The following is a 12,081-nucleotide window of genomic DNA, read 5'->3' as shown; positions in this document are numbered from 1 at the left end:
CCGGTCTCGTCATAGAGTGCAAAACGTTCATAACGCCCATTAGTGGGCGTCAGGGTCGCTGCCGTAGTAGCTCATGGGGAGAAGTCGATGGGATACCGTCCGAGCCGCCGCACCACCAGGATCCTGTTGGGCAGCTCCGTGGTTCTAGTGCTGGCGGCGACCAACGCCCCGGCGGTCTACGACTTCGCCTCGGAGCGGTACCACGCGTACGAGATCGATCAGCCGGAGTACAAGGCGAAGCACGGCCAGTGGAAGGTCGTGGACGTACCGGAGAAGTACCGCATCAACACCATCCACGCCGCGCTCCTGCACACCGGCAAGGTGCTGCTGATCGCGGGCTCGGGCAACAACGCGAAGATGTTCGACGCGAAGACCTTCCGCACCGTCCTGTGGGATCCCGTGAAGAACACCTTCGAGAACGTGGAAACCCCCGCCGACCTGTTCTGCGCCGGACACACCCAACTCCCCGACGGCAACCTCCTTGTGGCGGGCGGGACGCAGCGGTACGAGACGCTCAAGGGCGACGTGGAGAAGGCCGGCGGCCTGATGATCGTCTACAACGAGAACCCGGACAAGCCGAAGACCCTGCCCGCCGGCACCCGCTTCACCGGCCGGGAGAACGGCAAGACCTTCGAGTCGCAGGCGAGCCTGGTCGTGCCGCGCGCGAAGAAGACCACCGACCCGAAGACCGGCAAGACCAAGGTCACCGCGAGCAGCGCCCGCGTCTACGTGGAGGCGCTGGAGAAGGGCGAGGAGCATCAGACCGGCGCGCAGGACCAGTACCGCATCTCCGGCCTCAAGGGCGACGAGCGGCAGAACATCTACGGCATCGCGCAGAAACTGTCCTTCGACAAAAAGGACTTCCAAGGCATCAAGGACGCCTACGAGTTCGACCCGGTCGCCGAGAAGTACATCAAGGTCGACCCGATGGGCGAGGCCCGCTGGTACCCCACGCTGACCACCCTGGAGGACGGCAAGGTCCTCTCCGTGTCCGGGCTCGACGAGATCGGCCAGGTCGTGCCGGGGAAGAACGAGGTGTACGACCCGAAGACGAAAAAGTGGAGCTACCTCCCCAAGTCCCGCTTTTTCCCGACCTATCCGGCGCTTTTCCTCGCAAGCGACGGGCGGCTCTTCTACACCGGCTCCAACGCCGGGTACGGGCCGGACGACCAGGGGCGCGAGCCCGGACTGTGGGACCTGGACACCAACGAGTTCACCAAGGTGCCCGGTATGAGCGACCCGGAGATCCTGGAGACCTCGATGTCGGTGCTGCTGCCCCCGGCCCAGGAGCAGAAGTACATGGTGCTCGGCGGCGGCGGCGTGGGCGAGTCCGAGAAGTCCACCGACCGCACCCGCATCGCCGACCTCAAGGCGGCCAGCCCGCGCTTCGTGGACGGCCCGGACCTGTACGACCAGGCCCGCTACCCCACGAGCGTGATCCTCCCGGACGACAAGGTGCTCACCACCAACGGCTCCGGCGACTACCGCGGCAAGGGCGACACCAACATCCTCAAGGCCTCCCTCTACAACCCGGAGACCAACAAGTTCGAGCCGGCCGCCGCGCCGCTGGTGGGCCGCAACTACCACTCCGGCGGGCTGCTGCTCCCGGACGGCCGGGTGATGACCTTCGGCTCGGACTCGCTCTTCGCCGACAAGGCCAACTCCAAGCTGGCCACGTTCGAGCAGCGGATCGAGCTCTACACGCCGCCCTATCTGCACCAGGGCGGCGAGCGGCCCGAGCTGCGCGCTCCCAACGGCGGGCGCAGCAGCGTCGAGCTGGGCGAGAAGACGCGGTTCAGCAGCAAGGACGCGGCGTCCATCAAGAAGATGCGGCTGCTGCGGCCGGGCGCGTTCACGCACGTCACCAACGTCGAACAGCGTTCCATCGCCCTGGACTTCAAGCGTACGAAGGACGGCGTCGAGGTCACCCTGCCGAAGAACCCTGCGCTGGTGCCGCCCGGCTGGTACATGGTGATGGCCCTGGACGACCGCGACGTCCCGTCAAAGGCGGTCTGGCTGCACGTCCCGGTCAGCGAGGACGCGCCCACCCACAAGACGACTTCGAAGATTCCGGCCGCGGCGCCCTGAGAGGTCCGCTCCGCTCCGGCGCGCGAACCACAAGAGCCGGGCGGCACCTTCCACAAGAGCCGGGCGGCACCTTTGCATGCCGCGCCCGCCCCCGGGTACCGGCTAGGAATGCGTATGGGAGTGATCGATGTCGGTTCGAACACGGCACGTCTGGTCGTCGCGGACACGGACGGTGCCGTCCCCTTGCCGGTGCACACCGCGAAGCGGGCCTTGCGCCTCGCCGAGCACGTGGACCGCGGCGGCCATGTGCCCGACGACCAGGTGGACCGGATCGTGGACGCGGTGGCCGCGGCCCGCGCCGAGGGCCGGCGCTGGGGCGTGACCGAGCCGTTCGCCTTCGCTACGGCCATCGTCAGGGACGCCCCGAACCGCGCGGAGGTGCTGCGGAAGGTCACCGCCCGCACCGGGGTCCACCTGAACGTGCTGCCCGGCGAGGTCGAGGCCGAGCTGACGTTTCTCGCGGCGCGCCGCTGGATGGGCTGGCGCGCGGGCCCGCTCGCCATGCTGGACATCGGCGGCGGTTCCCTCGAAGTCGCCTTCGGGCGCTCGAAGCTGCCGGACTTCGCGCTGTCCCTGCCGCTCGGCGCGGGCCGCCTCACCCGCGAGTTCTTCGGCGCCCAGGACCCGCCCGCGCCCCGCCGCGTCAAGGAGCTGCGCCGGCACGTACGCCACCAGATGCGGGACGCGGCGGCCCGCGTCCGCTGGGAGGCGCCCCGGACCACGGCGGCGACCTCGCGTACGTTCCAGCAGCTGGCGCGGCTGTGCGGGGCGCCGCCCGGACGGTTCGGGCCGTTCACCGCGCGCGGCCTCGCGCGCACGGATCTGCGCGTGGCCCTGGACCAGCTGGCGCGGCGCACGAGCACGGAGCGGGCCGAGCTGCCGGGCATCTCGGCGGCGCGGGCCCGGCAGTCCCTCGCGGGTGCGGTCGTCGCGCACACCGTGATGAAGCTGACCGGTATCGACGAGCTGACGATCTGCCCCTGGGGCCTGCGCGAGGGCATCCTGCTGCGCTGCATCGAGGAGGGCGGTACGGACTGGTGGCACCGGACCACGTCGGGCGAGCTCGTCCCGCCTGCCCCTCTCGCCTCGTACGCGAACGTCCTGCCCGCCCTCCAGGCCGTGCCGGAGCAGGAGGGGCTGTGCAACGGGCGGACCACGTGAGGCGGTGGACGTCACGCCGCCACCGTCGAGGAATCCGGAGGGCTGAGGGGCGCGTCCGCGCGTACCATCCGGCCATGCGACCCGCCCAGTACAGCGACGACGACCTCGAACAGCACTCCCTGCGCCGCCGGGTGTCCGACGACGGGCAGCGGTCCGGCTTCGAGCACGACGTGGACCGCATCCTCTACTCCACGCAGTGGCGGGCCCTCGCCGGCAAGAGCCAGGTCGTCGCCAGCGGCGAGCTGGGCGCGTACCACACCCGCCTCACCCACTCCATGAAGGTGGCCCAGCTCGGCCGCCGCATGGCCGAGCGGCTGCAGCGCCGCTACGGCGGGCCGAACCCCGCGCTGGTCGAGGCGGCCTGCATGGCGCACGACATCGGGCACCCGCCCTTCGGGCACGCGGGCGAGACCGCGCTGCGCGCCACCATGGACCAACTCCGTGGCCAGGGCAGCCAGTTGGACAGCTTCGAGGGCAACGCGCAGACCTTCCGCGTGGTCACCTGCCTCGCCGCGCACAAGTACCCCGGCCACCGCGGACTCCACCTCACCCGCGCCTGCCTGGACGCCGCGACCAAGTACCCCTGGGAGCGCGCCCCGCTCGCCGAGAACCCGGCGCGGCACTACAAGTGGGGCGTGTACGACGCCGACCTGGCCGCCTTCACCTGGGTGCGCAACGGCCGTACGGACACCGAAGTGCCCGTCGAGGAACAGCTGATGGACTGGGCCGACGACGTCACGTACGCCTGCCACGACGTCGAGGACTTCTACCGCACCGGGCACATCCCGCTCGCCTCCCTCTTCCCGCCGCCCGGGGCCGCGGGCGGCGACACGGAGCGTGAGGTGCGGCGCTTCCTCGACTACGTGCAGGCCAAGCGGGCCCGCGCCGGGGAACCCTTCGACCGGGCCGCGGCCCAGGAGCTGCTGTCGGAGATCGGCAAGCGCCTGACCGTGCCCGCGCCCTACACCGGCAGCCACGACGACGCCGTCGCCGTCAACCGCCGCACCTCCGACCTCATCGACTACTTCACCCGCGGCATCACCCTCGACATCGGCGCCGGCGCCCCCATCCGCTACGGCGCCCGGCTGGTCATCCCGGCCGAGCGGCGCGCCGCCTGCGATCTGCTCAAGGAGCTGGTGTGGGCCTACGTCATCGACCGGCCCGCCCTCGCCACCCAGCAGCACGGCCAGCGGCGCATCGTCGCCGAACTGCTTCGCTGGACCCACGAGTCGCCCGACCTGCTGCCGCCGGACCGGGCCGAGGAACTCACCCAGCACGGCGACGTGTTGCGGGCGGCCGCCGACCATGTCGCCTCGCTCACCGAGGACCAGGCGGTTGCGCTGCACCGGCGTCTGTCCGGCACCGGCCTGGGGTCGTTCAGCGACAACGTGTCGCCCTGAAGGAGGCCAAGGACGAGGTGGAGCGCCTCGCGGGGACGCGCCGCTGAGGCGGACCGCCCGATCGGGCCCGGGACGCGGCGCGTCAGCGCGTTCGTGCGTTGTCGTACGGGCTCAACTCACCGCCGACAGACAGGTGGTGGGCTCCGCGTGCTCCGGGTCCAGGGCGTTGGCGACCTCGTGGAACGCCAGCCGGTCGGCCAGGCCGATCGCCACATGCCCGGACAGGTCGGCCGCGCACTTGTCCTGGATCAGCACGTTGGTCACCTCCGGCCCGTCGAGGAACTGCGAGCGGTAGGGCGTCACGACCTGGTCGTACTTGGTCGCGATGACCGTGTACGTGACGCCGGGCACCGTGTCGCCGCCCTCGTTGAGCCTGGTCAGGAACGGGGAACCGGCGACCTGGTCGGTCAGCGCCGGGGTGTTCTCGGTCACGTACTCGCGGGCGCCCGGGAACACGTCGAGGAGTTTGGTCAGGCCGTTCATGGTCGTGCCGTGGCTGCTGGGCGCGATGCCGACGAGCGCGTTCACCTCGTCGGCGCCGCCGAGGAACTTCAGGTAGTGGCGCGGCATCATCCCGCCCTGCGAGTGCCCCACCAGATCGGCCTCGCGGGCGCCGGTCGCGGCGAGCACCTTGTCGACGTACGCGTCCAGCTGCCCGGCGGACTTCTCGACCGGGCCGAGGCCGTGGAAGAGCGGCACGCCCGGCAGCTGTCCGTAGTCCAGGGAGAAGACGCAGTAGCCGCGCGCGACCAGATACGGGGCGAGCCCCAGCCAGTTGTCGACCGAGTTCCCCAGCGTGCCGTGCACCAGGACGACCGGGCGGGGATGGGCGGCCGAGGGCTTGCAGTCGTAGTCGTTCCAACCGCGGTCGGGAGCCGCGGACTTCGTGGGGCCGGCGTCGGCGTGGGCGGCGGTGCCGGGCGCCAGCGCGGCGGCGGCCAGCAGCAGGGCGGCGAGGGGGCGCAGCCCGCGGGCTGTGCGTGACCAGGGCAGCATCGGACGAACTCCTTGCGGCTCATGGGTGGGGGTGCTCAGGACGGAAGGAGATGCGGTGTCAGGGCCCGGACCACGTGCGCGCGTACTGGCGGAGCGTTGTGCTCCAGCCAAGTTACGCGCGGGTACGCACGGTGGGGAAGTAACGGGTCGGCAAAATTGACACAGAGTCAATAACGACGACTGGCGGCTAGGGTGACGGAATGTTCACCTCCCAGGGGCCGACCCTTCGCGAACTGGCCGAACAGGCGCTGACCTCCGTGGAGCGCGGCTACGACCTCCTCGCCCCCAAGTTCGACCACACCCCGTTCCGCACCCCGGACCGCTTCCTCGCAGCCACCGAGGCCGCACTCACCCGCCTCGGCCCCTTCGACTCCGGCCTCGACCTGTGCTGCGGCACCGGCGCGGGACTCGACGTCCTGCACGCGGTCTGCCGCCGACGGGTCACCGGAGTCGACTTCAGCGCGGGGATGCTCGCGCGGGCGGCCGAGGGGAAGGCGGGGGCGTCGGCGCAGCTCGTACGGGCGGACGCCCGCGCGCTGCCGTTCGGCGCGGCCTTCGACCTCGCGGTCAGCTTCGGGGCGTTCGGCCACTTCCTGCCCGCGGAGCGGCCCGGCCTGCTCGCCGGGATCCACCGCGTCCTGCGCCCCGGCGGCGTCCTCGCCTTCCCGGTCGCGGCCCCGCCCCGCATCGGCACACCGGCGTACTGGGCGCTGCTCGGCTTCGACGCGGCGATGCGGGTACGGAACCGGGTGCGGCGGCCGCCGTTCGTCATGTACTACCGCACGTGGCCGCTCGACGCGGTCCGCGCGGACCTGGAGCGGGCGGGCTTCACGGTGGAGCTGCACCCGCTTGAGGAGTTCGGCCGCCGCGCCGACGGAAGCCCGCGGTGCAGGTTGATCGTGGGACGGAAGGGCTGAGGTCCCAGTACGGCAGCGCGCCGGCGTCAGTCCGCCAGGGCGGCGAACATGCCCGGCTCGTACGACCCTCCGGGGTTCTGCACGATCACGTTCATCCGTGTGGCCGCGTTGATCAGGGCGATCACGCAGACCAGGGCGCCCAGCTGATCGTCGTCGAAGTGCTTGCGCGCCGCCGCCCACGTCGCGTCGGACACGCCGCCGTCGCCGAGCAGCGTGCCCTCCTCGGCGAGCGCGAGCGCGGCCCGCTCCGCCTCGGTGAACACGGTGGTGGCGCGCGCCCGGTGCGCCGCGCCGTACGCACACAGGACCCCGGTGCGCCGCATTCTGTGACACCCGGGCCAGGAAAAGTCCTGCGGAGTCCTGCGGGGTCCTGCGGAGTCCTGCGCGGTACGCCCGGCGCTCACCTCACACGGTCGCCAACCGGCCGATCAGCGCGCCGAGTTGGGCGGCCGTACGGCACTCGTACATGTCGACCACCTCCGCGTACACCGAAGCCGCCGAGTCGCCTGTGTCCCACGCGGAGCGCCGCTCCGGGTTGAGCCAGTACACGCGCTGCGCCCGGTCGCGCACCGCGCGCAGCGCCTCGGCGTTCGGCGGGGTGCGGTTGGTGCGGGCGTCGCCGAGGACGAACACGCAGGAGCGCGGGGAGAGCGCCGCGGCGTGCCGCTCCGCGAACTCGCCGAGCGCCGTGCCGTAGTCGCTGCTGGAGTGGAAGCGCGTGACCTCCGCCTGCGCCAGGATGCGGGAGCTGAGGCCCTCCGGGTCCGCGCGGCCCTGCTCGATCAGGTCGGTCACCTCGTCGACGCTGTTGACGAAGGCAAACACCCGCACCTTGCTGAACTGGTCGTGCAGCGCCTGCACCAGCAACATCGTGAACTGCGCGAACCCCGCCACCGAACCCGACACATCGCACAGCAGCACCAGCTCGGGCCGGCCCGGCCGCCGCCGGCGCAGCACCGGACGCATCGGCACCCCGCCCGTCGACAGCGAGCCGCGCACCGTACGCCGCAGATCGATCCGCCCGCGCGCCGCCCGGCGGCGCCGCGCCGCGAGCCGTGTCGCCAGCTTCCGCGCCAACGGCCGCACCGTGCGGTGCAGTTCGGCCAGTTGGCCACGGTGTGCGAACAGGAAGTCGACGCGGTCGGCGGTGGGGGCGACGGCGCGCCGGGCGATCGCGTCGGCGCCGCGCCGCTCGGCGACCCGCCGCCGCGCCTCGGTCGCCACCAGCCCCCGGAATCCCTCGATACGGCGCCGGATCTCGTCGGCGGCGAGCCGGTCCGTGAACGCCGCGCCCTGCTCCTGGCCCTCGCGCAGCTCCTGGCCCTCGCGCAGTCCGGCCAGCACCCGCGCCAGCAGCGTCTGCGGCCGCAGCCGCTCAAGCGTCTGGTACGCGGACCAGCCGTCCGAGCCGGACGCGTCCCCGTACCCGCCGAGCGAGTCGACGGCCTGCGCCGCGAGCTGCGCCATCGCCGCCGCGTCGTTCCCGGCGAGCGCCGCGGCCAGACGGTCCCGCAACTCCTCGCGGACCAAGGGAACTTGGGCGTCGCCCTCCGGTACGGGCGCTCCGACCGTCCGCGGGAAGTACAGGTCGAAGACCTGGTCGAACACCGGTCGTTGCGCCTCCTGGTGCAGCAGAGTCGCCGCGAGCCCGGCACGCAGCCGCTCCCGGTCGGCGAGCCCGAGCGCCTCCGCCGCGAGGCCCGCGTCCACGCTCTCGCCGGTGCCGACTCGCACGCCCTGCTCGCGCAGCGCCCGCACGAACCCGGTCAGCCGCCCGGCGAGGCCGGAGCCGCCGTTCACACGGCGTCCAGGTCCAGCTTCGCCGCCGCCTTGGCCACGTCCTCCTGATGCTTGAGGACGACACCGAGACTCCGGCGTACGACGGACTCGTCCAGGGTGTCCGCGCCGAGCGCGAGCAGGGTGCGCGCCCAGTCCACGGTCTCCGCGACCGAAGGGGCCTTGCGCAGGTCCATCGCCCGCAGCGCGCCCACCACCCGCACCACGGACGCCGTGAGCGCCGCGTCCAGGCCGGGCGCCTTCAGGCGCACGATCCGCTGCTCCAACTCCTCCTCGGGGAAGCCGATGTGGAGGAACAGGCAGCGCCGCCGCAGCGCCTCGGACAGCTCGCGCGCCGCGTTCGAGGTGAGCACGACGAACGGGCGGCGCTCGGCGCGCACGGTGCCCAGCTCGGGCACGGTCACCTGGAAGTCGCTCAGCACCTCCAGGAGCAGGCCCTCCACTTCGACGTCGGCCTTGTCGACCTCGTCGATCAACAGGACCTTCGGGTCGCGGCCCCGGATCGCGGTGAGCAGCGGCCGGGCGAGCAGGAACTCCTCGCTGAAGATGTCCGTGCGGGTCTCGTCCCAGCTCTCGTCGCGGCCCGCGGTGATCCGCAGCAGCTGCTTGGCGTGATTCCACTCGTACAGCGCCCTGGCCTCGTCCACGCCCTCGTAGCACTGCAGTCGTACGAGCCGGGCCCCGGCGACCTCCGCCACGGCCTTGGCCAGCTCGGTCTTGCCGACGCCGGCGGGGCCCTCGATCAGGAGCGGCTTGCCGAGGCGGTCGGCCAGGTAGACGGTGGTGGCGACGGCGGGGGAGGCGAGGTATCCGGCCTCGGCGAGCCGGGCCTCGACCTCGTCGACGGAGGCGAAGTGCCCGGCCGCCGCCGCACCGTCGGCAACGTCCTCGCTGGTCCTCAACTCGGCCTCCCTGGGGGTGGATACGGGTGTCGGCGCACTCTAGCCGGTGGGTGTGGCGGGGCTGTGGGGGGAGGTGGGGGCCGCCGTCTGTCGCGGTTCGCGCGCTCGATCGCCTGATCTTCGTCCGTACTGTTCGAATTCGTCCGGCGAATTCCCCTGCGGCCGCTGCCGAGTTGACCAGGGTCGATTACCGAGCGCGAAGAACAGCCGCAGCGGAGGCCTTCGTTCCGTCACCCATGTGGGGTAATGGGGCTCGGTACGCGCTTATGGCGATTCTGTGAAACTGCATTCCTGTCCGATGACCGGGCGCCGGAGGCCGAGGCGTGGACGGGGTGGTGCGCGTCGGCGGCCCCACGGCGTTCCCGGGCCGGATGCGCGGATGCCGGACGCGGCTGGCTCGGCATACGCGGCGGGGGCTCCGGCGCACCACGGAGCCCCCGCGCAACCACTGCGGTCACTGGCTACTGGCTGCCGCTGCCCCTGCTACTGCTACTGCCACTCCCGGCGCGCAGGCGTTCCTGGTCGGCCTGCTCGATCGCGATGATCTCCGGGTGGTGCAGATCGAACGCAGGGGACTCCGACCTGACCCGCGGAAGCGTCGCGAAATTGTGCCGGGGCGGCGGGCAGGCCGTGGCCCACTCCAGCGAACGCCCGTATCCCCAGGGATCGTCCATGCCGACCGGCTCACCGTATTTCGCGGTCTTCCAGACGTTGTAGAGGAACGGCAGGACGGAGAGCCCGAGCAGGAACGAGCTCAGGGAGGAGATCGTGTTGAGAACGGTGAATCCGTCGGCCGCGAGATAGTCCGCGTACCGCCGCGGCATTCCCTCGGCGCCGAGCCAGTGCTGCACCAGGAACGTGCCGTGGAATCCGACGAACAGCGTCCAGAACGAGATCTTCCCAAGCTGTTCGTCCAGCATTTTTCCGGTGAACTTGGGCCACCAGAAATGAAACCCGGCGAACATCGCGAAGACCACGGTGCCGAACACCACGTAATGAAAGTGCGCCACGACGAAGTACGAGTCGGAGACGTGGAAGTCCATCGGCGGCGAGGCCAGGACGACGCCCGTCAGGCCGCCGAAAAGGAAGGTGACGAGAAAGCCCGTCGTCCACAGCATCGGCGTCTCGAAGGAGAGACTTCCGCTCCACATCGTGCCGATCCAGTTGAAGAACTTCACCCCGGTCGGCACGGCGATGAGCATCGTCATGAATGAGAAGAACGGCAGCAGCACGCCGCCCGTGGCGTACATGTGGTGCGCCCAGACCGTCGCGGAGAGGCCCGCGATGGCGATGGTCGCGCCGATGAGGCCCATGTAGCCGAACATCGGTTTCCGCGCGAAGACCGGAATGACCTCGGAGACGATCCCGAAGAACGGCAGCGCGATGATGTAGACCTCCGGGTGCCCGAAGAACCAGAAGAGGTGCTGCCACAACAGCGCACCCCCGTTGGCCGGGTCGAAGACGTGCGCCCCGAATTTCCGGTCCGCCTCAAGGGCGAACAGGGCCGCCGCCAGAACCGGGAACACCATGATCACGAGCACGGCCGTGAGCAGCACGTTCCACGTGAAGATCGGCATACGGAACATCGTCATGCCCGGCGCCCGCATGCAGATGATCGTGGTGATGAAATTGACCGAGCCGAGAATCGTGCCGAACCCGGAGAACGCCAGCCCCATCAGGACCATGTCGGCCCCGATGTGCGGCGAGTGCATCCCGTCCGACAGCGGGGTGTACATGAACCACCCGAAGCCCGGCGCGCCGTTCGGCGTCAGAAACGAGCCCACGGCGATGAGCGAGCCGAAGAGATACAGCCAGTACGCGAACATGTTCAGCCGCGGAAAGGCCACGTCCGGCGAACCGATCTGCAACGGCATGATCCAGTTCGCGAATCCGGCGAACAGCGGCGTCGCGAACATCAGCAGCATGATGAGGCCGTGCATCGTGAACGCCTGGTTGAACTGCACGTTGGAGATCAACTGCGTTCCCGGGCGCGCCAGTTCCGCCCGCATCGCGAGGGCGAGCAGTCCGCCGAAACAGAAGAACGCGAACGACGTGACCATGTAGAGCGTGCCGATGCTCTTGTGGTCCGTGGTCGTCAGCCAGTTCACCACCGCGAGTCCGCGCCCGGTCTGCCGTGGTGCCGCCTGCGCGTCCGGGGCGCCCTCGTCGGACGCGGGCCGCGGGGAGGGGGACGAGGGATGGATGGCCACGCGGACACCAGGCTCTCTGCATCGACGACATCGGCGCGGGGCCCGCCTGCGACGGACTCCCGCGTCGACGATGTCCCTCCGCCCCGACGGGGCGCACGAAGCCACTCGGGTGCGTCACCCGATCGCCGGAGGGGCACGGTGTGCCCCATTCAGGCTGAGGCCGGCGGTCGGCGATGGCGCCGAACCCGGTCCGCGCTTACGTGTAGGGGCTGTTGCCGTGCGACGGGCCGCCGCCGGGGCCGGACTGCTGCTGCCCGGGCGCACCCTGAATGCCGTGGCCGTGGCCACCGTGGCCACCCTGGTTCCCGGCGCCGTGCGCGAGCAGCCCGTCCGCCTGCTCCTTCGGCACCTTGTGCTCGGTTCCGCAGAACGTGCACTGGGTCTGGTACGAGGTGGCGATCGGGAACAGCGGCACGAAGAACAGCGAGAACTTCGTGACCTTCTTACGCAGTGAATGCGCCGCGGGATTACCGCAGTTGCCGCACACCAGCGTGACGATGGCCAGCTGGTACAGATAGCTCTTCGTGCCGAAGATGATCACGCCGCAGCCCCTCCCGGTCCCGGTCGCCCGCCGCCCGCCTGCCAGGGGCGACGGCTTGTGCGGTCATCG

At 70.8% G+C, this 12,081-nt stretch carries 9 protein-coding genes and 1 pseudogene; 4 read left to right on the top strand and 6 right to left on the bottom strand.

Annotated elements, in window-relative coordinates:
• The first annotated feature begins 87 nt into the window (after positions 1-87).
• From glxA to QIS99_RS01935, 3 genes are all read left to right on the top strand, one after another.
• Positions 88-2,088: a radical copper oxidase GlxA gene (glxA, locus tag QIS99_RS01945; protein ID WP_282509663.1), complete on the top strand. Its 2,001-nt coding sequence runs from the start codon at positions 88-90 to the stop codon at positions 2,086-2,088.
• A 108-nt stretch (positions 2,089-2,196) separates the two neighbouring features.
• Entirely contained in the window at positions 2,197-3,249 is a 1,053-nt protein-coding gene (locus QIS99_RS01940) for a Ppx/GppA phosphatase family protein (protein WP_282509661.1), read from the top strand.
• A gap of 74 nt (positions 3,250-3,323) precedes the next feature.
• Positions 3,324-4,649 (top strand): deoxyguanosinetriphosphate triphosphohydrolase family protein, encoded by a 1,326-nt coding sequence (locus QIS99_RS01935; protein ID WP_282509659.1) that lies wholly within the window; start codon positions 3,324-3,326, stop codon positions 4,647-4,649.
• A 111-nt stretch (positions 4,650-4,760) separates the two neighbouring features.
• Here QIS99_RS01935 and QIS99_RS01930 read toward each other — a convergent pair whose 3' ends face one another.
• A complete protein-coding gene (locus QIS99_RS01930) occupies positions 4,761-5,645 on the bottom strand; it encodes an esterase/lipase family protein (RefSeq protein WP_282509657.1) in 885 nt (294 codons plus the stop codon).
• A 200-nt stretch (positions 5,646-5,845) separates the two neighbouring features.
• On the opposite strand from QIS99_RS01930, the gene QIS99_RS01925 reads away from it, so the two are divergent.
• Entirely contained in the window at positions 5,846-6,562 is a 717-nt protein-coding gene (locus QIS99_RS01925; RefSeq protein WP_282509655.1) for a class I SAM-dependent methyltransferase, read from the top strand.
• A gap of 26 nt (positions 6,563-6,588) precedes the next feature.
• On the opposite strand, the pseudogene QIS99_RS01920 reads toward QIS99_RS01925, so the two are convergent.
• The 5 genes and pseudogenes from QIS99_RS01920 to QIS99_RS01900 all read right to left on the bottom strand — a co-directional run.
• A pseudogene (locus QIS99_RS01920) lies at positions 6,589-6,837 on the bottom strand (carboxymuconolactone decarboxylase family protein); the annotation flags it as partial.
• A 130-nt stretch (positions 6,838-6,967) separates the two neighbouring features.
• Complete coding sequence (locus tag QIS99_RS01915; protein WP_282509653.1) at positions 6,968-8,362, bottom strand: vWA domain-containing protein; 1,395 nt, start codon at positions 8,360-8,362, stop codon at positions 6,968-6,970.
• Entirely contained in the window at positions 8,359-9,261 is a 903-nt protein-coding gene (locus QIS99_RS01910; RefSeq protein WP_282509651.1) for an AAA family ATPase, read from the bottom strand. The genes QIS99_RS01915 and QIS99_RS01910 overlap by 4 nt, the downstream gene beginning before the upstream one ends.
• A gap of 461 nt (positions 9,262-9,722) precedes the next feature.
• Positions 9,723-11,471, bottom strand: a complete 1,749-nt coding sequence (ctaD, locus tag QIS99_RS01905; RefSeq protein WP_282509649.1) for an aa3-type cytochrome oxidase subunit I — start codon at positions 11,469-11,471, stop codon at positions 9,723-9,725.
• A 196-nt stretch (positions 11,472-11,667) separates the two neighbouring features.
• Positions 11,668-12,012 carry a zinc-ribbon domain-containing protein gene (locus tag QIS99_RS01900; protein WP_282509647.1) on the bottom strand — a complete coding sequence of 115 codons (345 nt, stop codon included), beginning with the start codon at positions 12,010-12,012 and terminating at the stop codon, positions 11,668-11,670.
• Between the last annotated feature and the right edge of the window lie 69 nt (positions 12,013-12,081).

It is taken from the genome of Streptomyces solicavernae, assembly GCF_029968095.1.
GTDB lineage: Bacteria > Actinomycetota > Actinomycetes > Streptomycetales > Streptomycetaceae > Streptomyces > Streptomyces solicavernae.
This window is presented reverse-complemented; position numbering and strand designations above follow the sequence as displayed.